This window comes from Bowdeniella massiliensis, from assembly GCF_023634005.1.
GTDB classification, from domain to species: domain Bacteria; phylum Actinomycetota; class Actinomycetes; order Actinomycetales; family Actinomycetaceae; genus Bowdeniella; species Bowdeniella massiliensis.
Genome location: NZ_JALIQR010000015.1, coordinates 1 through 24,210, shown reverse-complemented (window position 1 = coordinate 24,210; position 24,210 = coordinate 1). Strand labels below are relative to the sequence as shown.

At 65.8% G+C, this 24,210-nt stretch carries 21 protein-coding genes and 1 tRNA gene; 15 read left to right on the top strand and 7 right to left on the bottom strand.

Features of this window, described 5'->3' with window-relative positions:
- Nucleotides 1-2: 2 nt before the first annotated feature.
- The 5 genes from MUN85_RS10520 to MUN85_RS10500 form a co-directional block, all read right to left on the bottom strand.
- Nucleotides 3-1,667 (bottom strand): GAF domain-containing sensor histidine kinase, encoded by a 1,665-nt coding sequence (locus MUN85_RS10520; protein ID WP_250506652.1) that lies wholly within the window; start codon nt 1,665-1,667, stop codon nt 3-5.
- Nucleotides 1,664-3,436, bottom strand: coding sequence for a thiol reductant ABC exporter subunit CydC (gene cydC, locus MUN85_RS10515; protein ID WP_250506651.1), 1,773 nt, complete (start codon nt 3,434-3,436; stop codon nt 1,664-1,666). Before cydC ends, MUN85_RS10520 begins: the two co-directional genes overlap by 4 nt.
- Nucleotides 3,433-5,148: a thiol reductant ABC exporter subunit CydD gene (gene cydD, locus MUN85_RS10510; RefSeq protein WP_250506650.1), complete on the bottom strand. Its 1,716-nt coding sequence runs from the start codon at nt 5,146-5,148 to the stop codon at nt 3,433-3,435. The genes cydC and cydD overlap by 4 nt, the downstream gene beginning before the upstream one ends.
- Before the next feature lie 78 nt (nt 5,149-5,226).
- Nucleotides 5,227-6,345, bottom strand: a complete 1,119-nt coding sequence (cydB, locus tag MUN85_RS10505) for a cytochrome d ubiquinol oxidase subunit II (protein ID WP_092565172.1) — start codon at nt 6,343-6,345, stop codon at nt 5,227-5,229.
- A 19-nt stretch (nt 6,346-6,364) separates the two neighbouring features.
- The gene (locus MUN85_RS10500; protein WP_284501119.1) at nt 6,365-7,858 is read right to left on the bottom strand and encodes a cytochrome ubiquinol oxidase subunit I; all 1,494 of its coding nucleotides are present in this window, start codon (nt 7,856-7,858) and stop codon (nt 6,365-6,367) included.
- Between the two features lie 434 nt (nt 7,859-8,292).
- Here MUN85_RS10500 and MUN85_RS10495 point away from each other — a divergent pair, with 434 nt between their 5' ends.
- The 4 genes from MUN85_RS10495 (at nt 8,293) to obgE (ending at nt 13,148) form a co-directional block, all read left to right on the top strand.
- Nucleotides 8,293-10,761 carry an Rne/Rng family ribonuclease gene (locus MUN85_RS10495; protein ID WP_250506648.1) on the top strand — a complete coding sequence of 823 codons (2,469 nt, stop codon included), beginning with the start codon at nt 8,293-8,295 and terminating at the stop codon, nt 10,759-10,761.
- Between the two features lie 148 nt (nt 10,762-10,909).
- Nucleotides 10,910-11,236 carry a 50S ribosomal protein L21 gene (rplU, locus tag MUN85_RS10490; RefSeq protein WP_092565166.1) on the top strand — a complete coding sequence of 109 codons (327 nt, stop codon included), beginning with the start codon at nt 10,910-10,912 and terminating at the stop codon, nt 11,234-11,236.
- A 27-nt stretch (nt 11,237-11,263) separates the two neighbouring features.
- A complete protein-coding gene (rpmA, locus tag MUN85_RS10485; protein WP_092565164.1) occupies nt 11,264-11,521 on the top strand; it encodes a 50S ribosomal protein L27 in 258 nt (85 codons plus the stop codon).
- Nucleotides 11,522-11,621: 100 nt separating this feature from the next.
- Complete coding sequence (gene obgE / locus MUN85_RS10480; protein WP_250506647.1) at nt 11,622-13,148, top strand: GTPase ObgE; 1,527 nt, start codon at nt 11,622-11,624, stop codon at nt 13,146-13,148.
- Here the strand turns inward: obgE and gnpA are convergent.
- Both gnpA and MUN85_RS10470 read right to left on the bottom strand, forming a co-directional pair.
- A complete protein-coding gene (gnpA, locus tag MUN85_RS10475; RefSeq protein ID WP_250506646.1) occupies nt 13,145-15,391 on the bottom strand; it encodes a 1,3-beta-galactosyl-N-acetylhexosamine phosphorylase in 2,247 nt (748 codons plus the stop codon). The genes obgE and gnpA overlap by 4 nt on opposite strands.
- Nucleotides 15,392-15,458: 67 nt before the next feature.
- Nucleotides 15,459-16,238, bottom strand: coding sequence for a DeoR/GlpR family DNA-binding transcription regulator (locus MUN85_RS10470; protein ID WP_092565160.1), 780 nt, complete (start codon nt 16,236-16,238; stop codon nt 15,459-15,461).
- A gap of 135 nt (nt 16,239-16,373) precedes the next feature.
- Here MUN85_RS10470 and MUN85_RS10465 point away from each other — a divergent pair, with 135 nt between their 5' ends.
- The 11 genes from MUN85_RS10465 to MUN85_RS10415 all read left to right on the top strand — a co-directional run bounded on the left by MUN85_RS10465 (nt 16,374) and on the right by MUN85_RS10415 (nt 24,081).
- The gene (locus MUN85_RS10465; RefSeq protein WP_250506645.1) at nt 16,374-17,297 is read left to right on the top strand and encodes an AEC family transporter; all 924 of its coding nucleotides are present in this window, start codon (nt 16,374-16,376) and stop codon (nt 17,295-17,297) included.
- Between the two features lie 80 nt (nt 17,298-17,377).
- Nucleotides 17,378-18,268: an SIS domain-containing protein gene (locus MUN85_RS10460; RefSeq protein ID WP_250506644.1), complete on the top strand. Its 891-nt coding sequence runs from the start codon at nt 17,378-17,380 to the stop codon at nt 18,266-18,268.
- 9 nt (nt 18,269-18,277) lie between these two features.
- Complete coding sequence (locus MUN85_RS10455; RefSeq protein ID WP_250506643.1) at nt 18,278-19,234, top strand: ROK family protein; 957 nt, start codon at nt 18,278-18,280, stop codon at nt 19,232-19,234.
- Complete coding sequence (locus MUN85_RS10450; RefSeq protein ID WP_250506642.1) at nt 19,231-20,220, top strand: 1-phosphofructokinase family hexose kinase; 990 nt, start codon at nt 19,231-19,233, stop codon at nt 20,218-20,220. The genes MUN85_RS10455 and MUN85_RS10450 overlap by 4 nt, the downstream gene beginning before the upstream one ends.
- Nucleotides 20,220-21,056: a class II fructose-bisphosphate aldolase gene (locus MUN85_RS10445; RefSeq protein ID WP_250506641.1), complete on the top strand. Its 837-nt coding sequence runs from the start codon at nt 20,220-20,222 to the stop codon at nt 21,054-21,056. Before MUN85_RS10450 ends, MUN85_RS10445 begins: the two co-directional genes overlap by 1 nt.
- A gap of 90 nt (nt 21,057-21,146) precedes the next feature.
- On the top strand, nt 21,147-21,305 hold the full coding sequence (locus MUN85_RS10440; RefSeq protein ID WP_176780762.1) for a hypothetical protein: 159 nt from the start codon (nt 21,147-21,149) through the stop codon (nt 21,303-21,305).
- A gap of 6 nt (nt 21,306-21,311) precedes the next feature.
- Nucleotides 21,312-21,977 (top strand): nicotinate-nucleotide adenylyltransferase, encoded by a 666-nt coding sequence (gene nadD / locus MUN85_RS10435; protein ID WP_092565147.1) that lies wholly within the window; start codon nt 21,312-21,314, stop codon nt 21,975-21,977.
- Nucleotides 21,970-22,917, top strand: a complete 948-nt coding sequence (locus tag MUN85_RS10430; RefSeq protein WP_250506640.1) for a hypothetical protein — start codon at nt 21,970-21,972, stop codon at nt 22,915-22,917. The genes nadD and MUN85_RS10430 overlap by 8 nt, the downstream gene beginning before the upstream one ends.
- On the top strand, nt 22,917-23,324 hold the full coding sequence (gene rsfS / locus MUN85_RS10425; RefSeq protein ID WP_250506639.1) for a ribosome silencing factor: 408 nt from the start codon (nt 22,917-22,919) through the stop codon (nt 23,322-23,324). Before MUN85_RS10430 ends, rsfS begins: the two co-directional genes overlap by 1 nt.
- Complete coding sequence (locus tag MUN85_RS10420) at nt 23,314-23,943, top strand: histidine phosphatase family protein (RefSeq protein ID WP_250506638.1); 630 nt, start codon at nt 23,314-23,316, stop codon at nt 23,941-23,943. Before rsfS ends, MUN85_RS10420 begins: the two co-directional genes overlap by 11 nt.
- A gap of 65 nt (nt 23,944-24,008) precedes the next feature.
- Nucleotides 24,009-24,081: transfer RNA gene (locus MUN85_RS10415), tRNA-Ala, on the top strand.
- Nucleotides 24,082-24,210 lie beyond the last annotated feature (129 nt).

The following is a 24,210-nucleotide window of genomic DNA, read 5'->3' as shown; positions in this document are numbered from 1 at the left end:
CCTCAGGTCAGCGGGGCCTGCCAGCTGAGCAGCGTGCCCCGGCCGCGCTCGGGCCGCCCGAGCGAGAACGTGCCGCCGTGGCGCCGAGCGCGCGCCGCCAAATTATCGAGCCCCGAGCGGCGCGAGGAGTGCGGGTCGAGGCCGAGGCCGTCGTCTTCCACCTGGATCTCGATCCGGCCCGTCGGCCCCCGGCCCTTGACCGCGACCTGCACCTGCACGGAGTGGGCGCGCGCATGCCGCGCCGCATTGGATAGCCCCTCGCGAACGACCGCGACGACGTCATCGGCGATATCCGGATCGACGCGCGCATCGAGCTGGTCGACGAGCTCCCCGTCGTCGGCCGAATCGTCGACGTCGACGCCGTCGACGGAGATGACGAGGGAGGGGGCATAGCCGAGCGCGGTCCGGCCGAGCGATGCCTCGCGGCGGAGGCGTTCGACGATGATGAGGGCCTCATCGGGCTCGCGCAGCCGGTGGACGATCGAGCGAATCTGGCGCACCGATTCGTCGACGGAGGATAGCGAGTACTCGAGGATTTCCACGAGGTCCGCGCGGCCCGCATCGCGGGCCTGCTCCCGCGCCGATTCCAGCTGCATGCCGGTGGCAAACAGCTGCTGGATCGCGAGGTCGTGCAGGTCGCGGCCGATGCGGGCGCGCTCATCACCGAGGTTGGCGAGGTCCTGGGCGTGGCGGGCGCTGGCCAGCTCCAGAGCGAGGGCCGCCTGCTGGGCGACGGATTCGGCCATGAGCAGGTCCGCGCCCTCAAAGGGGGGACGTCCAGGCTTGCGCAGCAGGATCAGCACGCCCATCCGCGCGCCGCGCACGATCATCGGGGCATACAGGGCAGAGCCGAAATGCAGCAGCGCCTCGACCTTGACGCTGGAGGCGCGCTGCAGCGAATCGACGATGAGTCCCGTGCCGTCGGCCAGCACCGTCAGGGCGCGCCCGTCGGGCGGGAATACCGTGCCGAGCAGGTCGCGTGCGCGGTAACCATTGGAGATTTCGCACGCCCAGGATTGGCCGAGGCTCGGCAGCACGATGCACGAGGTATCGGCGCCCGAGACCTCGCGTACCCGATCGGCAATCATCTCGAGGGCCTCTTCCTCCTCGGTGCCCTCCAGCAGCGTCGTCGTGATCTCCTGGGAGACCTGGATCCAGCGCTGGCGCGCCCACGCGTGCCCATAGAGCCGGGAGTTTTCCACGGCGACGGCGGCCGCCGCGGCCAGCGACTGGATCTGGCTGACGTCGTGGTCGGTGAAGCCGCCCGGCTTTTCCGCCAGGTAGAGCCGCCCAAAGACCTGGGAGCGGATCGTGACCGGAACCCCGAGGAAGGTTCGCATCGGCGGGTGGTGCTCCGGAAAGCCGCCGAAGTCCGGGTGGGTCGTGAGGTCGTCCAAGACGAGGGCGCCATCGGCGGGAATCGCGCCGAGCACACCGGTGCCCGCGGGCGGGTGGCCGAGTGCCCTCGCATCCTGCTCGCTCATGCCGTGGTGGACGAACTGGACCGTCGTCCCGTCGGCGGCGAGGACGCCGAGGGCGGCGTAGCGCGCGCCGGAGAGTTCAGCGGCGAGATCGACGAACCGCTGCAGCAGCTCGGGGGTCTCCAACGTTGCCGCGAGGTCGAGCGCGGCCCCGTACAGGGCCGGGGTGTGCGGATGCTCGCTCATGCTTGCTCCTGTTCTTGCGCTAGCAGCCAGCGGTAGTGCTCGTTGGTATCGAGCAGATGCTCGTGGCTCCCTCGATCAAGGATACGAGCGTCAGATCCGGCGCGCCCGAGCATGATGACCTCGTCCGCCCCGGCAAGCGCTGAGAGCCGATGGGTGACGAGGACGACGGAGCGGCCCGCGCTGCGTGCCGAGGCGAGCAGATCGGCGACGAGCCGGTCGGCCGTGTCGCCATCGAGGTGTTCGGCCGTTTCGTCCATGAGCAGGATGGGCGCGCCCGAACCGAGGGCGCGCGCGAGCAGAATGCGCCGCCGCTCGCCGCCCGAGACCGTGTGGCCGTCCGAGCCCATCATGGTTTCAAGGCCCTCGGGCAGCGAGGCGAGCCACGGCCCAAGGCCCGCTCGCTCCAGCAGCTCCCTGGCATCGGCGGGTGTCAGCTGGCCGTTGCCGACGCGCAGGTTTTCCAGCAGGCTCGCGTGGAAGATGTGGGCGTCTTCGGCGGTGACGGCAACCGTCTCCGCGAGCCGTTCGCGCTCGGCGGGGCGGGAATCGAGGCTCAGCTCACCGCCCGCCGGTGGGATATAGCCGGCCAGCGTCGCCAGCAGCGTCGTCTTGCCGACGCCGGAGGGTCCCACCACGGCGATGGCCGCGCCCTCGGGCATGTCGAGGTTGATGTCGCGGGCGATGATCGGATGATCGGGCCAGGCGAGCGATGCGCCAGTCAGGCGCAGGTGCGCGCCCTCGCGGGTGGCGGGCGGCCGCGCGCCGGGTGTGGGGTCGACGTCGTCACCGAGGGGAGCGGTGACGGGCTCGCCGGCCGCGGTATCGAACAGCGCGAGGATGCGGGAGGCCGCGGCGGCCGAGCGCACGAGTTGCACGGCGGCCGGCCCGAGCAGGCTAATGCCCTCGAAAGCGGCGAGCGGGGTGAGGACGACGACGGCGAGCTCGACCTCGGTCAGCGCCCCCGTCGCGACCTCGCTGATCCCGACGAGGATCGCGCCAATGACGGCGATGCCAAGGGCGAGGGTGTCGAACCCGAAGCCGAGCGCGGCGGGCAGCGCCGCGCGGTCGGAGGCCCGCGTCAGGGCGGCCTCGTGCCCCTTGATGCGCTGCAATACCTCGTCGAGCCGGCCCGAGACCTGCAGCTCGGTCGCATCCGTCAGCGCGCTTAAGGCGTCGGCGCCGAGCTCGACTTCGCTTTGCCGGCGCTCGATCTCAGAAATCCGCGCCGCCCGCATCGTCAGGTAGGGCCCGATGAGCCCGGCGGCGATCTGGCACAGCGCGACGATCAACGCGATGAGGGGGGAGAGGAACGCGAGAAAGACGACGACCCCGATACCGACGATGGCCGCCACCGCAGCGGGCAGCAGCGTGAGGACGACGACGTTGGCCAACTGCTCGACGTCGGTGGAGACCCGCGCCTGCAGGTCCCCGCGCCGAACGCCGGCGAGCGCTGAGACCTTGCCGCGCGAAATGATCCGGTAGAGCTGGACACGCAGCGCCGCCATGCCCTCGAGCGCCACCTGGTGGGAGGCGAGCCGCTCCAGGTAGCGCAGCACGGGGCGCGAGACGCCGAAGGTTCGCACCGCCACGGCGGCGACGGTCAGGGAGAGCACGGGCGGCATCTGGGAGGCTCGCGCGATGAGCCACGCCGCCACCGCCGACAGCGCGATCGCCGAGCCCAGCCCGAGCGAGCCAAACAGGACGGAGAGTGCAAAGCCGCCGGGCCGCAGCCGAAGCAGGGGAAGCGCGCGGCGCAGGTCAGCGATCATGAGGTCCTCGCTAGCGTTGCGGCGCTTTCGCTTGTCACATCGATGACGACGTCGGCCAGGTGGATGAGCGTGGGGCGGTGGGCGACGACGATGACGGTCGCGCCCTGATCCTTCAGCGCGGTGAGGCTCGCCAGGACGTGCCGCTCCGCGGCGGCATCCAGGTGCGCGCTCGGTTCGTCCAGCAGCATCACGGGCGTCGGCTCCACGAGCGCGCGCGTGAGCGCCAGACGCTGCGCCTGCCCGACGGACAGGCCATAGCCGCCGTGCCCGATCACGGTATCCCAGCCGGCCGGCAACTCGGCGATGACCTCGTCGAAGCCTGTCATCGCGGCCGCATCCTCCAGCCGCGCCGAGGGCAGTTCGGCGCCCGCGAGCAGCGGCGCCTCGGAGGTCTCGCTCGCGGCAAACTGGTCGATGACCCGCCCCGGGATGATCGAGGGACGCTGCGGCACCCACGTGCACCAGCGGTGCCAGGATTCGCGCGTCAGATCCGCGACCTCGGTGTGCTCGCCGCTGGCGAATTCGACGCGCACCCCGCCGGCGGTCGGCCGTACCAGCCCGAGCACCGCCATAATCGCCGTCGTCTTGCCGCTGCCCGAGGCTCCCACGAGGGCGGTGAGCGTGCCCGGCTCGGCGCGTCCGGTCAGGCGCGCGGGGGCGAGCAGGTCGCGCCCGGGCGCCGCGACGCTGAGGGCGGAAAACTCGATCGCGGGGGCCCGTCCGCCGGGCGCCGGGGCCTCGCGCGTGCCATCGGCGAGCACGGGCTGGGCCAGCAGTTCGAAGGCGGCGTCGGCCGCGGCGATGCCATCGGCCGAGGCGTGGAAGTGCGCGCCGACCTGGCGCAGCGGCTGGAAGCACTCCGGTGCGAGCATGATGACGACGAGGCCCGGCAGCAGCGCGATGAGCGCGCTCACGAGCCGCATGCCGACGCCGACGGCGACGAGCGCGACGGAGAGCGTCGCGAGGAATTCGAGCACCGCGCCGGAAAGGAACGCGACCTTCAGGGTCTGCATCGTCACCCTGGTGTAGGCCTGCGCGATGACTTTCACGCGCGCGATCGGCCCGAGCTCCCGGCCGAAGCCCCGTAGCGTCGGCAGGCCCGTCAGCAGGTCGATGACCTCGGCGTTGAGCCGGCGCATCCTGGCCAGCCGCGTCGTCGAATACGACTGCGTCATCCATCCCACGAGCGCCATAAACAGCGGAATTAGCGGGATCGTGAACAGGATCGTCAGGCCCGCCACCCAGTCGTAGAGGAAGACGACGATGAGCGTGGCTGGCGTGACGGTCGCCGCGAGGATGAGCTGCGGGACGTACCTGACGAAGTAGGGGCGGAGGTCCTCCAGGCCCTGCGTAATGAGCGTGACGACTTCGCTGCCACGCTCGGTGCCCGCGCGCGGCCCCATCGCGATCGCGTGGCGCAGCACCGCGCCGCGCAGTTCGGCGACGACGTCATCGGCGGCGCGGTGGGCGTAACGCTCGTGCGCGATCGTCGTTACCACGCGGGCGAGGACGACGCCGGCGAGCGCCCAGACGAAGGGCAGCCGGGAGGAAAGGCTCGCGCCATCGGTAATGACGGGCGCGATCGCGTGGGCGATAAGCAGGACTTGGGCGATGATGAGCCCCGCCTGCACAAAGCCGGTTACCGCGGTGAAGATGATGTAGCGTCGCGCGGCCCGCACGTGGGAGAGCAAGCGAGGATCAAGGGGCGTCACAGTTCACCATTATCCCAAACAGTTCCATAGCAAAGCGCGGCGGCCAGGAAATCCCAGCCGCCGCGCCTTGCTTCGGTGTTAGTTCGACAGGAAGCTCATGGGCAGACCAGCATTCTCATCGGGAATGTGATCGACCGTGAGCCGCTTCCTAAAGATCCAGTAGGACCAGGCGATGTAGGCCAGGACCACGGGAACGAGGGTCAGCGCGACGATCGTCATAACCGGCAGCGTCTTTTCCGAGCTCGAGGCGTCCCAGATCGTCAGGTTGTAGGCCGGATCGATCGAGGACTTCAGCGCGTTCGGGTACATCGTCGAGAAGATCAACACGACGGCGAAGATCGCTGCCACGGCGTTGCCAATGAAGGCCCAGCCCTCCCGCTCGGCGTGCGTCGCAAGGACGACTCCGACGAGCGCGACGGCTGCCACGACGAGGCCGATCCAGCCGAGCCAGTGGCCCCCGTAGACGAGCTGCGCGATCACGGCGAAGACACCGGCGATGACGAGGGAGGCAATGGAGGCCTTCTTCGACAGCGCGATGGCCCGCTGCTGCAGGTCGCCCTCGGTCTTCAGCGCGAGGAAGATCGCGCCGTGGGTAAGGAACAGTGCGCAGGTCACGAGCCCGCCAAGGATCGTGTAGGGCGTGAGCAGGGAGAAGAAGCCGCTAAAGCCGCCGGGCATCACGTGCACGGCATTGGCGAGCGTGCCCTGGGTGATCTCTGCGGGCGGAATCGCCTCCCACGTGCCGCGGGCGACGACCTCCATCCGGACGCCCTGGACGAGGTTGGCAAAGGCAACACCCCACAGGAACGTGGCAACCCACGCGGAGACCGTGTGGATCCAGTCCCAACGCTCGGTCCAGACGACGTCGGAGATCTTGCCGCGCCATTCGATGGCGACGATCCGCAGGATCAGGACGACGAGGATGACGAACAGGGCAAGATAGAAGCCCGAGAACATGGTGGCGTACCACTCCGGGAAGGCGGCGAAGGTCGCGCCACCAGCGGTGAGCAGCCATACTTCGTTGCCGTCCCAGTGCGGGCCGATCGAGTTGAGCATGAGGCGTCGTTCTTTAGCGTTGTTCGGCAGCCACCGCAGCAGCATGCCGACACCAAAGTCGAAGCCTTCTAAGACGAGGTACCCGGCCCACAGGACCGCGATGAGGATGAACCAGAGGATTTGAAGAAATTCGTGACTCATTGTCGTTCTCCTTTCGGGCCTAGTAGACGAAGGTCATCTGGGTAGCGGAATCATCGGCCTCGGGGTCGTGATCCGGCGTGTGACCGGAGTCGATCCCTTCCTTCGTGTAGCGAGCCATGAGCTTGTACCACACGACGCCGAGGGCTGCGTACAGCAGCGTGAACAGCACCATCGAGATCATGACGTGCAGCCAGGTCACCGAGGGGGAGACGCCCATGGCAGTCAGCATGTACACGTTATCGACGGGGTTTGCCGGGTTCGGGGCCACGACCCAGGGCTGGCGACCCATTTCGGTGAAGATCCAGCCGAGGTTGGAGGCCAGGAACGGCATCGGAATGGCGATCAGGCCAAGGGTGGCGAACCACTTCTTATTCGTGACGTTGCCGCCGCGCAGGAGGAAGAGGGCCGCGCCGGCAAGGGCCGCGGAGAAGATTCCGAGCCCGATCATGAGGCGGAAGGACCAGTAGGTCACGAACAGGTTGGGCGTGTAATCCTGATCCGGTCCGAACTGTTCGGCGTAGCGTTCCTGCATCTCGGCCTGCACGTCCTTCACGCCGGGGAACTCCCCGTTGAAGTCGTTGGAGGCCATGAAGGAGGCGAGGCCGGGAATGACCAGGATGTGCTTGGAGCGATCGCAGTCGTTTGACAGGTCACCGATGGTCAGCAGCGAGAGTCCTGCGCCGTTTTCGGTTTCACAGATCGCTTCGGCCGCGGCCATCTTCATGGGCTGTTGCTGGCTCATGAGCTGGCCCTGGTAATGGCCGGTGATGGCCACGCCAATGCCCGTGATGATGATCGTGATCATGCCGAAGATAGCTGCCGGACGCCAGACTTCGCGCGCCTGTGCTTCCTTGCCCTGGCGAACCGCGCGAACGATCCACCAGGCCGCGATACCCGCGATGAAGGTACCAGCGGTCAGGAACGACGCCGTGACGGTGTGGGTGAATGCTGCCACCGCCGTGTTATTGGTAATGACGGCGATGAAGTCATCGAGTTCGGCGCGACCGGTCTCGGGATTGAACTTCGCGCCGACAGGGTGCTGCATGAAGGAGTTGGCAACGAGGATCCAGTAGGCCGATAGGTTCACGCCGATCGCGGCGAGCCAGATCGTCCACAGATGAATCTTCTTGCTTAGTCGGTTCCAGCCAAAGATCCACAGTCCAAGGAATGTGGACTCGAGGAAGAACGCGGCCAGTGCCTCAATTGCCAGCGGAGCGCCGAAAATGTCGCCGACCATCCGGGAGTATTCGGACCAGTTCATGCCGAACTGGAACTCCTGGACGATACCGGTGGCGACACCGAGCGCGAAGTTAATGATGAGGAGCTTGCCAAAGAACTTGGTCAGTCGCAGCCAGTGGTCCTTCTGGGTCTTGTACCACATGGTCTGCATGAGGGCGACAAGCGGTGTTAAACCGATCGTCAGTGGAACAAGAATGAAGTGGTAAACGGTCGTGATGCCGAATTGCCACCGTGCGAGGTCGAGTGCGTCCACCGATCTGCCTTTCGGTCGCATGAATGCTGATGGTGATCTCAGGGTAATTGGGACTTAAGTCATGACTTAGGGACCATGGTCCCGGCTTCCTGACAGTGGTGTCGGATCGATGTCGACACAGTGTCGAAGTTAGGCCTGCAAACCGGACATTTCGGAAAGGGCGGCATTCAACGGAGGGGTCCTTTTTCTTTCGCCTCCGGCGTGTCGATGTCCCGCAGCGCGAGAAGCGGACCGTAGTGTGCGATACTTTCAACCAGCACCACGGTGTAGCGCACCTGCGCCGTGGCTGTCGGATCCGCTTGATGCGCCGTAGTTATCGTCGCTGCAGACAGCAGATCGGAACCAGCCCGTTTCCTGGTGAAATACGGCTGATTGTCAGACTTTTGGTGCACCTGTGTGGTGCACCCCCCGCCAATCGGCGCGTGGTGTGCGGCGTTGCCGACAGGAGTACTAGCGTGGACACTACGCCCGACGCGGCAGATTTGCCGCTCTTTTCATCCGCACCGGCAGCGCCCTCGGCACGACGCAAAGCGCCGGCTAAGAAGCGGACCGAGGATCAAAAACTCGACGTCTTACAGGAACTCGGACTCAAGGCCGACGACGACGAGGTGACGGACGAGGACGAGACTGTCGAAGAGGACGAGACCGAGGCTGGCATCGAAATTCCGGCCGCGACCCTGCTCTTCCAGCCGCCCGAGATCACCCGCAACCCGCGCTCGGCGCGCAACGAGCCTGCCGACGATGACTCCGATGACGAAGATGCGGACGACAGCGCAGATGAAGCGGAGGAGCAGGACGAGTCGGACAACGATGAGAACCGCTCCGGTGGCTCAAGCACTCGGCGCCGCCGCCGCGGTGGCCGCGGCGGACGCGGCCGCAAGTCGCAAGAGGGCACCGATCAAGACTCCGATAAGAAGGAGACCTCCCAGCCCAACGAGTCCTCGGACGATGACGATGAGGACGACGATAGCGATGAGCAGGGCTCATCGCGCCGCACGCGCCGCCGTCGGCGCCGCGATGCCGGCGAGCGTGCCCGCGCCGAAGTCACCCCGCTGAAGGGTTCGACCCGGCTCGAAGCCAAGCGCCAGCGCCGCAAGGAAGGCCGGGAAGCGGGCAGGCGCCGTCAGGTCATCACCGAAGCCGAGTTCCTCGCTCGCCGCGAGAGCGTCGACCGCATCATGGTCGTGCGCGAAAAGGACGGCCTGAACCAGATCGCCGTCCTCGAAGACGACATCCTCGTCGAGCATTACGTCGCGCGCCGCACCCAAACCTCGATGGTCGGCAACGTCTACCTCGGTCGCGTACAAAACGTGCTGCCCTCCATGGAAGCGGCCTTCGTTGATCTCGGCAAGGGACGCAATGCCGTGCTGTACGCCGGCGAGGTGAACTGGGATGCCGTCAACCTCGATGGCCAGCCCCGCCGCATCGAACAGGCGCTGTCCTCCGGGGACTCTGTCCTCGTGCAGGTCACCAAGGACCCGATCGGACACAAGGGTGCCCGCCTCACGAGCCAGGTCACGCTTGCCGGACGCTACCTCGTCCTCGTCCCTTCCGGCGCGATGACCGGTATTTCTCGCAAGTTGCCCGAATCGGAGCGGACTCGGCTGAAGAAGCTGCTGAAGGACATCGTTCCCGACGGCTCGGGCGTTATTGTCCGTACCGCGGCCGAGGGCGCGACCGAAGAGCAATTGCGCGGCGACGTCGACCGCCTCATGTCGATCTGGAAGGACATCCAGAAGAAGTCGAAGAAGGCCAAGTCAGCGCCGGTGCTGCTCAAGGGCGAACCCGAGCTCGCCGTGCGCGTCGTGCGCGATGTCTTCAACGAGGACTTTGCCAAGCTCGTCATCTCGGGCGAGGAGGCCTATTCAACGGTCTCCAGCTACGTCAAGGACATGTCCCCGGATCTCGTTGACCGCATCGAGAAGTGGAACAAGTCGGAGGACGTCTTTACCGCGATGCGGATCGATGAGCAGCTGGCTAAGGGAATGGACCGCAAGGTCTGGCTGCCCTCCGGCGGCTCGCTGGTCATCGACCGGACGGAAGCCATGACCGTGATCGACGTCAACACCGGCCGGTTCACCGGCAAGGGCGGGACGCTGGAAGAGACGGTTACGAAGAACAATATTGAAGCGGCCGAGGAGATCGCTCGCCAGTTGAGGCTGCGCGACATCGGCGGCATCATCGTCATTGACTTCATCGACATGGTGCTCGAATCCAATCGCGACCTCGTCCTGCGCCGACTGATTGAGTGTCTGGGGCGGGACCGCACCCGCCACCAGGTCGCCGAGGTCACGAGCCTCGGGCTCGTGCAGATGACCCGCAAGCGCGTGGGCCAGGGCCTCGTGGAGGCCTTTTCCGAGCCATGCGAACACTGCGGTGGTCGCGGCTTCCTCGTCCACGACGAACCCGTCGAAAAGGAGGCCAGCGGCGAGCAGCGCTCGGGCCGGTCCCGCAAGAAGAAGTCCACAAGCTCCCACAATCACGACGCAGCGCCGTCACCTGATAAGGGCGCCTCCGAGGACATCTCCGATGACGACGCCGCAGCGCAAGCCCGCGAGGCCGTCAAGGCCACGCTCGCGACGATTGCCGCAGCCGCCGCTGGCAGCCACGCCAAGGAGGAGGCCGAGGACCGCGCTGTCAGCGAGGCCATCGCCAAGGTCGACGGGACGCCGGAGCCGGAGGAAAAGCTGGAGCCGGAAGTGAAGCAGCCGGAGTCCAAACCGCGCAAGCGCCGCCGCGCAACATCCTCCTCGCAGGCCCCCGATGCGATCAGCGAGCCGGTCGTCATCGAGCAGAGCCCGACGATCGCGGCCGGTACCGCGAGCGTCGTGGCCGGTGAGGGCTCGTCCAAGCCCGCACGGCGTTCCCGGCGAGCCACAAGCTCGACGGTCGCGCCCGACGTGCCCAAGGACACAACAAAATAGCCAACCCAACGGGATCTGGAGGTTGCCGCCCGGGCGGCAAGTAACGTAATCTAGATCCTCGGTGCGCCAATCGGCGCTTCGTACGTAGAAACATTGCGTAGCCCTCCCGCGATCAGATCGCGGTTAAGCTACGCCCGAATCGACAGAGATGAGCAGCAACGTGGTGTATGCGATCGTCAAGGCCGGCGGCCGACAGGAGAAGGTGTCCGTCGGTGACGTTGTCGTCGTTGACCGGATGGCCGGCGAGATCGGCGACTCCGTTGAACTAGCGCCCCTCATGCTCGTGGACGGCGACAAGATCACCACGGGCGCGAAGGACCTGGCCAAGGTCGCCGTGACGGCAGAGATCGTCCGCGACGACAAGGGCCCGAAGATCTCCATCGTGAAGTACAAGAACAAGTCCGGTTACCGCAAGCGCATGGGCCATCGTCAGAAGCTCACCCGCTTGAAGATCACCGGCATCGACAACGGCTAACGCGCCGAAAAGTAAGAGAGGGACATCATGGCAACAAAGAAGGGTGCGAGCTCTACTCGCAACGGCCGCGATTCCAACGCTCAGCGCCTCGGCGTGAAGCGCTTCGGCGGCCAGATCGTCAAGGCTGGCGAGATCCTCGTCCGTCAGCGTGGCACCAAGTTCCATGCCGGCCAGAACGTTGGCCGGGGCGGCGACGACACGCTGTTCGCGCTTGAAGCCGGTGCGGTTCGCTTCGCGGATCGCCGCGGCCGCAAGGTTGTGGACGTCGTCCTGCAGGACGCCTAAGACACTCGCGCACGGTTTCCGTCGCGCAGACCCTAACGGGCGGGCAGCTTGGCTGTCCGCCCGTTAGTGTTGAAAAGCCAGACCCCTAGGAGGGCCCATCATGGCGACATTCATCGACCGCGTCACGCTTCACGCCAAGGCGGGCGACGGCGGCAACGGCTGCTCATCGGTGCGCCGAGAAAAGTTCAAGCCGCTCGGCGGACCCGACGGCGCTAATGGCGGTAACGGCGGCAACATTATTCTCGAGGTCGACCCGCAGATCACCACCCTGGCCGATTACCACCGCCTGCCGCATCGCCGCGCCACCTCGGGCACACAGGGCAAGGGCGACCTGCGGGTAGGTGCCAACGGGGAGGACCTCATCTTGCGGGTGCCCGATGGCACCGTCGTGAAATCACGTGACGGGCAGGTCCTTGCCGACCTCGTGGGCGCTGGCACCCAGTACATTGCCGCCGCCGGCGGCAAGGGTGGTCTCGGCAATGCGGCCCTCGCCTCGCCCCAGCGCAAGGCACCCGGTTTCGCGCTGCTCGGTGAACCGGGCGAGGAACGCGACCTCGTGCTCGAGCTCAAATCGATTGCGGACGTCGCGCTCGTGGGCTTCCCCTCGGCCGGAAAATCCTCGCTCATTGCCGCGATGAGTGCAGCGCGCCCGAAGATCGCCGATTACCCGTTCACGACCCTCGTGCCTAACCTCGGCGTCGTCGTTGCGGGGGACAAGCGCTACACCATCGCCGACGTGCCTGGCCTCATCCCGGGCGCCGCGCAGGGCAAGGGCCTCGGGCTCGAGTTTCTGCGCCATATCGAGCGATGCGCCGTCATCGTCCACGTGCTCGATTGCGCCACACTGGAGCCCAACCGCGATCCGATCTCGGACCTGAACGCGCTGGAGGCCGAGCTCTCCCAGTACGCGGCCGATCTCGATATCTCCGGCGGCACAATCCCGCTGATGGAGCGCGAACGCATCGTCGTGCTGAACAAGATCGATGTCCCCGAAGCCCGCGAACTCGCCGAGTTCGTCGAGGGGGATCTGCGCGAGCAGGGCTACGAGGTCATCAAGATCTCGACGGCCACCCACGAGGGCCTCACGGAACTCGGATACGCGCTTGGCGAGGCCGTGCTGCGCGCCCGCGCGAAAGAACCGCAACCGGAAGAACGCGTCGTGCTACGTCCGCTCGCCACGCGCGAGGAGGCGGGGCCCGCCTTCACCATCACGCGGCATGAACGCGGCGGCCAGCCGGTCTTCCAGATCCGCGGCAGCAAGCCGGAACGCTGGGTGCGCCAGACGGACTTCGCCAACGACGAGGCCGTCGGCTACCTCGCCGATCGCCTCACGACGCTCGGCGTGGAAGACGGCCTGTTCGAGGCCGGCGCCACGCCCGGCGATGAAGTCGTCATCGGTTCTATGAACGGTGGCGTCATCTTCGACTGGGAGCCGACGATGACGACGGGCGCCGAACTCCTTGGAGCCCGCGGCACCGACAACCGCCTCGATGAGCGCAGCCGGCGAACGACGAAGGACCGGCGCCGCGAATACCGCGAGCGGATGGACGCCAAGACCGAAGCCCGCGAAGAGCTCTGGCACGAGCGCGACGCGGGCCTGTGGACCGATCCGGACGAGGATCGCTAGTCGAGCTCGATCCAGGTGGACTGGAGGTCGCGCAGGCTGACCTCCAGTTCCTCTCCGGCCGGACCGCAGATCACGGCCTGGCGGCTCTCGTGGATGGAGTTGTAGACAAACAGTCGGCCGGCGCCGGGGTAGAAAGCGACTTCCACCGCGGGGTCGCTCGTGAACCACACCTCGCGCAGGTCATCCTGGCCGCCGGTCGCGGCCCAGATAATCGCGCGGTGTAACAGCCTCGCGTTTTCCACCGAGTACGGCAGGCCTGCCAAGTAGACCGCGTGTCCCTCGCCATAGGAGTTCACGGCAATATCGACGCTGTCCTCGTGCAGCCGCACAATGCTCGCCGTCGTAGCGAATACATCGCCGGGACGTTCCCCGGCCCACAACTCCTCGCCGAGCTCGGAGGCGATCTCGTGATCGCTTACCTGCGGGTACTTATTCGTCGAGAGCGACCATCCGGTTTCGCGGTCGACACCGAGCACGTCGGCAAGCTGGAGGATCGCTCCCGCTCCTGCCTGCGGATAGCCCTGCCGCGCCGGCGGGGTATAGGCCGAGGGCTCACCCACACCGATGAAGCCGCCACCCCCGGCGACGAAGCGCCGCACGGCCGTCACGACCTTCTCATCGGCCCAGTTATCGCCACCGGAAAACGCGGTTCCGGCCGCACCCGCGTTGATGAGGACGGCAATATCCTCGGGCACGCCCTCGCGGATGTCGTCAAAGGAGAGCCATTCGATGTCAAAGGGCAGGCCCGCGAGGGACTCGATCACGCCGAGGTAGGTGTAGATCTGCTTGTACCACTTGGCGTGGGCGACCATGTGTGTCTGCCAGGTTCGCAGGCTGCCCCAGGAATTGAGGATCGCGACCTTGTGGCGTGAGGTCGCGGGGCGCTCGCCCCCCGACATCTCGTGCAGCGAGCGGAATTCGGTAATGATTTCCTCGATGCGGTTAATGAAGTCGGGGAACTGGGTGGCAAGCGAGAGGTAGCCGCCGTAGCCGATACGGGTCAGCGGCGAGCGGACGATGGCTCGTCGAGCCGTCAGCCACGATTCGTTGGCTTCGCCAACCGGGTCACCCTCGGGGTTAAAAACGTCGGGGAAGAAATAGGGCAGGAAGCGGCCCTCGGTGTACTTCACGCCGGGAATGTCGCTGATCATGCGGCACGTCGCCGCCGAGCCGACCGATCCCACGACGGCGTCCATCCCGATGCTCGGGAACAGTTCGCCGTAGGGCTCGGTGCCCATCCAGTTATCGCCGAGGAACATCATGGCTTCTTTGCCGGCCTCATGGACGGCGTCAACGAGGACCTTGACCTTGCCCGTGACGTAGCGGTGCTGGAAGGCGATCCAATCGCGGTAGGCGCTCGTGGGGACCCGGAACGGGCAGTTGTAGTAGCCCGCGTCCACGAAGTCCTCCGCGCTCAGCTCATAGCCGTATTCGGTGGCGAACTCCTGTAGCGCCTCGGGCGAGACGGACGCCGAGTAGCCGAACCAGTCGACGAACTTTTCGACGCCCTCGGAGTTGAACACGAGGGTGAAGTGGTAGAAGAACGTCGTGAACCGAACGACGTCGACCTCGGGGTGGGCCTCGCACCAGTGCTTGATGGCATCGCGCATGAAATCCCAGACCTTGGGCAGGCGCACCTCGTAGGGCCGGACCTTCTCGCGGCTGGGATCCAGGTGCCAATCGTTGGTGATGTAGTTGTACATCTGGGTGGAGTCCCAGACCTGCTCGGCAAGGAAGGCCGCAGTGTAGACGTGGTAGGGCGTGGGGGAGGTGATGACGACGGTCGCGTCGTGGCCCTCGCCCTCGATGCGGTAGGCGCTGCGATCGAGTTCGCTCCCGCTCGTGCGGTCGATGACCTGCAGGTAGGCGAGCGCTGCCTCGCTCGTATCGGGGCGCAGCTGGTCGGTGAAGTAGCCATCGATCAACCGGATCGACAGTGCGTCCTCGCCGAGCGCCGTGATCGGAGCGGACATGAGGAACATGTGGGTCAGGGTTTCGGGGTTTGCCCGCGCGAATTCCATGTCGCCGCGCGCCGGGAAGTACGTCGAGTAGACCTTCTCGACGAGCTCGGCTGCGATGTCTGGAAGTTCCGTCCCATCGGAATTGCGTACGGCGTCGGGCCGGAGACGGTCGACAAGGGCGCGGATTTCCTCATCCATCCCCTCCTCGATGGGGAGCGTAAGACGACCACCGTCGCTACTTGGCGCCAACGACGCGGTATAGGTCCGGGGAGAAACAGGCATGAGATATCCTCACTGACGACTCAATGGAGCATAACCGATCATAATCGATCAGAAACAATGGTGGAAATTACACCGACATGATGGTCACGCCGCGCTCGCTGAGTGCCACGAGCGTGGGGTGGGACGCCGGTGCGTCGGTGATGAGCGTGTCGATCCGCTGCGCCGGAATAATGCGGGCAAATGCGCGCTGGCCAAGCTTCTCGGCGTCAGCCACGACGACGACCTGGCGGGCCGCTGCAGCAAGCGACTGGTTTACCGCTGCCTCGCGATCATCCGTGGCGTAACCACCGCGTTCGTCGATCGCGTCAACGCCGAGGAACAAGACATCCAGGCAGAGGTCAGCAAAGAAATCGGAGGCGAGGGGGCCGGTGAGCTCGTAGGTATGGGCGCGGGCCACCCCGCCCGAGACCACCACTCGGATACCGGCTCGAACCGTCATTTCGTAGGCGATATTCACGGCATTGGTCGCGATTGTCAGGCGTGGCTGCCCCTCCGGCATAGGCAGGTTCGCCACCGCCAATTCGCGCGCTACCTGGGTGGTCGTCGTTCCGCCATTAAGGCCCACGACGAAACCGGGGGAGACGACTGTCGCAGCCGCGGCAGCAATCCGGTTCTTTGCGGCGGCCGCGCGACCGGTGCGGAAGTTCACCGGCAGCGTTGCTGAGTCCGGCGCGCGCGATGCTCCGCCGTGGGTTCGTACGAGAAGATGCTGCTCCGCCAAGAGGTCGAGGTCTCGCCTCGCGGTGGCAAGCGAGACACCGTACGTCTCGACGACGTCATCGACCCGAATATTGCCTAAGCGTTGAACGTGACTAGCGATCGAGGCAAGGCGGTCATGGCGGTTCATCCGTGATCCCGTCAGCAGTGCTTGATAGTGACTCCTTGACTCCACACTTTAACAGGATCAATCACCTGGATCGTCCGTACCGCTCACGCTCTGGCGCTCGGGGCGCGCGGCTCGCTGACGTGACACGATCGCCGTATGAGCGGCGTCGTATCCGGGTTAGCGGTGGTGTGGGCAGTCATCGGCCTCGGCTGGCTGCTCGGGCGGACGAAACTCATGCCGACGTCCGCGCAAGACGCGCTCAATCGGCTCGTCTATCTCGTGGGGCTGCCCGCGCTCGTCTTCCTCACGCTGCTCAACGCTCACGTGGGCGATCTACTCGGGGCGCCGCTCATCGTCGCGGCGGTCTCCGGCCTCGCGGCAGCTGGGATGTTTGCTGTTATCGGTCGCTGGGGGCTGCGCCTAAGCGGTGAACGGACTTTGATCGGCACTATGGGTGCCTCCCTTGCCAATGCCGCATACCTTGGGGTGCCGCTTGCGACCTACGTCTTAGGCTCCTCGGTGCACGTTGCTCCGGTCATTATGTTCCAGGTGGGGTTTCTAACTCCCACGCTCTTCGTGCTCGCCGACATCCTCGCCGCCGATCGCCGGCCCACCGTGAGGTCGGTAGCCATCACGGTCGGGAAGAATCCCCTGGTGTGGGCGGCTGTCGCTGGCGCAGCGCTGTCGGTTGCTGGATTACGCCCGCCGGCAGTTATCCTCGACGTCGTCGACGTCGTCGCATCTTCAGCCGTTCCCTGCATTTTGATTGCGTTCGGGCTGTCGTTTGTGGGCCAGTCCCCAAAGCTCTACCGTGCGGCAACCGCGCCGATTGCGCTCGCAACGGTCATTAAGCTCGTGATCCAGCCGGCGATCGGATACCTTCTTGCTCGCTATGGCCTGGGATTAGGCGGAAGTGATCTCTTTGCGGTGACCTGCATGGCGGGCCTGCCGACCGCCCAAAATGCCTACCTCGCAGCCCATCGCGTGGGAGCCGGGCAGGACATCGCCAGGGGAGTGGTCATGGCAACGACGGTGCTCGTGATCCCAACCTTCCTCATCCTTGCATTCCTACTCACCTAGTTGCCGATCATCTAGTGATCGAATATGATCGAAGTGTTTGAAAACGATCAAAACAATGCGACGCGCGCATAGGAGCTGACGTGAGCATCACCGAGACCGAGATCTTTACCCAACCAGCGATGTGGGAGCAGGCGGTCGCCGTCGCCGAGCAGTCCGCATCCGTCATGCCACACGACGGCGAATCCGTAGCTGTAATCGGCTGCGGCACCTCGTGGTTCATCGCGCAGTCCTACTGCGTCGCGCGGACCGCTGCCGGCAAGGGCATCTCCGATGCCTATACCGCGACGGAGTTCCCGACCGACCGCGACTACGACCGCATCATTTGCCTGTCCCGCTCGGGCACGACGACTGAGATCATCGACGTCCTGAAGGCCGTGCACGGCACCGCGCCGACGGTCCTGTTGACGGCGGTCGGCGACGGCCCGGCACGCAGTGTCGTCGATGACGAAGTGGTCCTTGACTTTGCGGACGAGGAATCCGTCGTCCAGACCCGATTCGCCACCTCCGCCCTGGCATTCTTCCGCGCCAGCCTCGGAGAAGATCTCACGGCAGCGATCGCCGATGCGCGCACGGCCCTGGAAGCCGAGCTGCCTGCCTCGTGGATCGAGGCGGACCAGATCACCTTCCTCGGCACCGGCTGGACCATCGGCCTTGCGGCCGAAGCGGGCCTGAAACTGCGGGAAGCATCCCAGTCATGGACCGAGAACTACCCCGCAATGGAATACCGCCACGGCCCGATCTCCATCGCCCAACCGGGTCGACTGACCTGGATCTTTGGCAAGGCCCCCGCGGGCCTCGCGGACCAGGTGGCAGCCACCGGCGCGGAGTTCGTGACCTCCGACCTCGATCCGATGGCGCACCTCGTGTTGGCGCAGCGCCTCGCGGTCGCGCGGGCCGAGGCCAAGGGGCTCAACCCCGATCAGCCGCGCCACCTCACCCGGTCGGTCATTCTTACTGACGACGAACGCTAAGCGGGCATCATGACCCACGCGATTGCGCTCGACGTCGGCGGGACCACGATCAAGGCCGGGATCGTGGCACCCTGCGGGGCGCTCGCGGCGCAGCGCACGAGGCCGACCCCGCAAGAGCCGCAGGCGCTGGCCGACACGCTGGCCGACCTCGCCCGCGAATTGCGTGCGCAGGTGGTTGAGATGGGGCTTCAACTCGTCAATCATGTGGGCATCGCCGTGCCCGGCATCGTCGATGAGGATGCCGGGATAGGCGTCTACTCCGCGAATCTCGGGTGGCGTGATGCGCCACTGAAGGCGATGTTCGAGGAAGCAATCGGGGCCCCGGTTGCCTTCGGGCACGATGTTCGCTCCGGCGCGCTCGCAGAAATGGTGTGGGGGACCGGCTCTCCCACCATGATCTACCTCGCCATCGGCACCGGGATCGGGGCCGCCGTCGTGCTCGCCGGGACGACGTTCAACAACCACGGCTATGCAGGCGAGCTCGGGCAAGCGCTCGTCTCCCTGCACGGCCGGGACGTCGTCTTGGAACACTACGCATCGGCATCGGGAATCGTCGAGCAGTATGCGCGCCGCAGCGGGATCCCGGCCCGCGAGATCAGCGGTGCCGAAGAGGTCTTTGCCGCCGCTAGGTCCGGCAACGATCACGCGCGCGCCACAATCGAGGTGGCCGTGACCCTGCTGGCACGTTCGCTTGGCACGACGCTGGCGATCCTCGGTTCGATGGATATCGTGCTCGGCGGCGGGCTCGCGCGAGCGGGCGCGGATCTCACCGAGCCGCTTACGCAGGCGCTGACGCATCGGCTCCGAATCTCGCCGATGCCCTCGGTGCGTCCCGCCAAGCTCGGCAGCTGGTCGCAGTGCTTGGGGGCCGGCTATCGCGCCCTTGTGGCCGCCGGCGAAATCGAGATCGAGCCCGCCGGCTGTGATGGGATGGGGACAGCCCGCGAACCAGGAGAACCGCAATGATCGCCCCGATCCACATCGTCACCCCCAACCCCGCCCTCGACGTCACCTACCGCGTCGATAACCTCCAGCTCGGAGAGGCCAACCGCGTCTCAGACATCGTGCGGATCTCCGGCGGCAAGGGCCTCAACGCCGCCAACGTCCTCGCCGACCTCGGGATTGCCGCCTCTGTGGGCGGGTTTATCGGCGGCGCACTCGCCCAGGAATTCCTCGCTGGAATCGACCATCTCGACGCGCGCTTCACGCTCATCGAAGGCTCACTACGCACGACGACGACCGTCGTCGATGACTCGGGCGCCACCGCGTTCAACGAGGCCGGCCCGAGTGTCGATGAGTCCGACTGGCACGCCCTCACGAGCGACACACTGGCGACGCTACGCGAGATTTCCGCGGCCGCTGGAACCCGCGCGGTCTTCTCGCTCAATGGCTCGATCCCGCCGGGCAGCCCCGTGGCCGCCTACACCTCGCTCATTTCGCGCGCCCGCGAGGACGGCCACCTCGTCTTCGCCGATACCTCCGGGGCCTACCTCGTAGCGGCAGCTGAGGCGGGAGCACATCTGCTCAAGCCCAATCACCTCGAGCTCGCCGCGGCGACGGGAACCGAGGATATTACACGTGGCGTGGCCGCGTTGCAGGAAGCCGGCGCTGGCGTCGTCATCGTCTCGCGCGGCGCCGAGGGCCTGGAGGTTCACGCGCCCGGCCGCCGGACGGTGCACGCCTGGCTGGACACCGACGTGCGCGGTAACACCGTTGGTGCCGGCGACGCGGTCGTCGCGGCCGCCATCGCCGCCATGGCCCCGCGGGTGGCCGCCCTTCCCGGCGCTGCTCCGCTGACCAGCTGCGATGTCGCCGAGACCCTCCTTACCGACGCGGACGTGCCCCACCTTGTGGCAGCCGGCGCGGCGGCGGTGGCCGAGCCCGTCGCCGGCCGGATCAACCCCGAAACCCTCGCGTCCTTCCTCCCACGAGTCACAACGAAAGAACTCTGATGCTGACTGACCTTCACTCCGTCGCCCAGTCGTGCGCCGCCGATGGCACTGGCCTTGGCGCCTTTAACGTCATCCACCTCGAAAACGCCCGCACCTTCACCCGCGCCGCCGAAGAATCCGAGCGGCCCGTCGTCCTGCAGATTTCGCAAAACGCCGTCAAGTACCACGATGGCATGCTCGAGCCGATCGCCCTGGGCACGCTCTCGGTCGCCAAGGCGGCGGACGTCCCAGTCATCGTCCACCTCGACCACGCCGAAGACGAAGAGCTGTGCCGCCGCGCGATCGACCTAGGCTTCACCTCGGTGATGTACGACGGCTCCCACCTGCCCGACGATGCGAACCGCGAAGCGACCGCCCGCATCGTTGAATACGCGCATGCCGCGGGCGTGAGCGTCGAAGCCGAGCTTGGCGAGGTCGGCGGTAAGAACGGGGTGCATGACCCGTCGGCACGCACCGACCCGGGTGATGCGGCCCAGTTCGTCGCAGATACCGGTGTCGACCTCCTGGCAGTCGCGGTTGGCTCGTCGCACGCAATGACGACGCGGGGCGCCGAACTTGATTTCGATCTCATTACCGCCCTGCGCGACGCCGTTCCGGTGCCGCTCGTCCTGCACGGATCCTCGGGCGTGAGCGATGATGGCATGCAGGCCGCGATCCGCGCGGGCATGACGAAGATCAACGTCTCAACGCACCTGAACAAGGTGTTCACGGGAACTGTGCGCGAATATCTGGCCGAGCATCCCGATGTCGTTGACTCCCGGCGCTGGTTTGCTCCCGCTACTGCCGCCCAGGAAGCCGAAGTTGCGCGCCTGCTGCGCCTGTACGCCGAGGCCTAACCCTCGCGCGATGGCACACCTGGCATGACGCGGCGCTTTCGTGCCACACTAGGGGGAGTCGAAGTACCCATGCTGCCTGGAGGCCAGACCATGACCAGCTCGCTCGTGAAGCTGCCCGCTGAAGCTGCACACCTCACGCCCGTCGATTTGCCGATGCCGCCCATCATGTACGGCATTATCGCGTTTGCGTTGCTCATGATCGGCCTACTCACGGTCTACGCCTTCCGGAGCGTGTGGACTCGCCACTAGTCGGCTATGGCCCCAACGACGTCTTCACAGTCCACCACACCGCCGCAGGATCGACCGCGCCTGCGGATCGGCGTCATGGGTGGCACCTTCGATCCCATCCACCACGGTCACCTCGTCGCCGCGAGCGAGGTCCAAGACATCTTCGATCTCGACGAGGTTATCTTCGTGCCGACGGGCGCCCAGCCCTTCAAGCTCGATCGAGATGTCACAACACCTGAGCACCGCTACCTCATGACGGTCATCGCGACCGCCTCCAACCCGCGGTTCTCCGTCTCCCGAGTCGATATTGACCGTGCCGGCATCACCTACACGATCGACACCTTGCGTGATCTGCGCCAGACCTACCCCGAGGCCGAGCTCTTCTTCATCACCGGCGCCGACGCGCTCTCGCAGATCCTTACCTGGAAGGATGCCGATGAGCTTTTCTCGCTCGCGCATTTCGTTGGCGTGACCAGGCCGGGCCATGAGCTCGACGACGCGGGACTGCCCGAGGCGGGAGTATCCCTGCTGGAGGTTCCTGCGATGGCCATTTCCTCGACGGATTGCCGCCGACGCGTCGCTGCCGGTCAACCTGTGTGGTACCTGGTGCCCGACGGCGTCGTGCAGTACATCGCCAAATACGAGCTGTATTCGCGCAAGCGTTCCGTGCGAAATGAGGTGCGTGATGGCTGATCAGGCGCCACTGTCGCGCCGGGAAATGCGTAAGCGCTGGGAAGCCGAGCAGCAAAACGCTCCTCTCACCCGCCGCGAATTGCGCCGCCGGGCCGAGGAAGAAGAAGCCAAGCGAAACGCCATCGCCACCGGTGAGCTCACGCTCACCGAGGCCTTCACCATCGATGAGGAAATCGACGGCGAGCTCATCCCGCCCCGGCCGCCGCGCGCCGATGGCGAGCCCGAGCCATCGCGCCGCTCGCTGCGCGAAGCCCTAGTTGACCGACTCGACGAAGACGAGATCGCGGACAAGCGCAGGCGCGGGCCGAAGTATCGCACCATCGCCCCACCGACGACGGCGCAAGGCGTTCGCATCGTCGACCAGGCAACGGGCGAAATCAAGACGCTCCGGCCGCAGGACTATGAAGCGCAGAGTCCTGCCAGCACGCCGGAGCAGATCACGGTAGAGCCGCCGATGGAACCTGTGCCCGTCCCTGCCGAAGACGAGCCTGAGCCGGATTCGCCCGAAGCTCCTGAGCCGGACTCGCCCGAACCCGAGACTGCCGAGGAGCAGAGCCCCGAGCCGCCGGATGCGCCAGCAGGAAAGCCGGAGCCCGAAGACGAGGTGGCGGAGGAGGAAATCCCGCCGCGCGTCTCGCTGTTCGAGGCCCAAACCGAGGAATCGGAGGAGGAGGCGGAAAGCCCCGCGCCACTCTCGCGCCGCTCCCTACGGCAAGCCCAGGGCGCACCCGAGCATGCGGGCTTTCCCGAGGAAAGTGAACCCGCAAGCGAAGCGGGTGAGCGCACGACGCCGCGGTGGCTGCAGATCGTGCTGATTATCTTCGCCGTCGTTGTCCTTGCCGTCCTGGTCTTCCTCGCCGCCCAGCAGGTGCGCGACGGGGACCCCGCTGCCCTTGCCATGTCCATCATCACGCTTATCGCCTCACCAATAGGAGCCTAGTGCCTGCAACCGAAGAGTCCCGTGACCTAGCAATCGTGGCGGCCCGCGCCGCGGCGAATAAGAAGGCCACGAATATCGTCGCCCTCGACGTCTCCGAGCGATTGCCCCTGACCGACGCCTTTGTCGTTGCCACCGGCGCCAACGAACGCCAAGTGCAAGCCATCGTCCAGGAAATCCAGCTCCAGCTGCGCAACGCCGGCGTGAAACAAAAGCGCGAAGAAGGCTACGCCGAGGCGCGCTGGGTGCTCCTCGATTTCGGCGACATCGTCGTCCACGTGCAACACGCCGATGAGCGGGAATTCTATGCCCTGGAGCGCCTCTGGCACGATTGCCCCATCATCGCGCTGCCCGAGGACATTACCCAGCTTTCGCGCGAAAACGCGCTCGAGGACAGCAGTGACTACTGATCGAGTCGTTTTCGTTCGGCACGGTCAAACCGATCACAACGCCGACGGACGAGTCCAGGGTCAGATCGATATCCCGCTCAACGAGGTCGGGCGTCAGCAAGCCGCTGCCGCTGCCCGCTCGCTCGCCCAATATCTCGATACCAGGCCTGTGCGCATGGTCAGCTCGGATCTGTCCCGAGCCCTGGCGACCGCCGAAGCGATCGCCGAACGCCTCGATGCGATCGTCGAGACCGATATCCGACTGCGGGAACGCGGCTTTGGTGCATTCGAGGGCCTCAGCGGTGCCGAGCTAGCCGAGAAATACCCCGAGCCTTACGCCCTATGGCGCGCTGGTGGTTCTCCCGAGGGCCTTGGGCTTGAAGAGAAGATCGCCGTCGGCACTCGAATGGCGCAAGGAGTGATGGACTATGTCGATAAGGGGGAGCGGGGAAGCACCCTGATCGTTGTCTCTCACGGCTCGGCGATCACCCAGACGCTGCGCAGCCTGCTGGGTGTCCAAGACACGGCCCAGCCTGTCTTCCGCGGCCTCGATAACTGTCACTGGACTGAAATTGAATCTGGCATCTTTGCCGACCGCCCCGGATGGCGATTGCGAGTCCACAACATGGGGCCGTGGTGAGCTACGGCACGGTCTGCGGATTTGGCAATGGCGAGTCCCGCTAGGTAAAGTAGAACTCGCTTCACGGGGCTATGGCGCAGTTGGTAGCGCGCTTCCATGGCATGGAAGAGGTCAGGGGTTCGAATCCCCTTAGCTCCACAATGTCCTGTATCGGGACATAGTTGACAGATGTGTCAAAGCATTGTTGACAGCGAGAAGGCTCTCGGAAGAAATTCCGGGGGTCTTCTTTGTTTTGGTGGTGGGGGTTCTTAGGTGGGGTCTTTGATT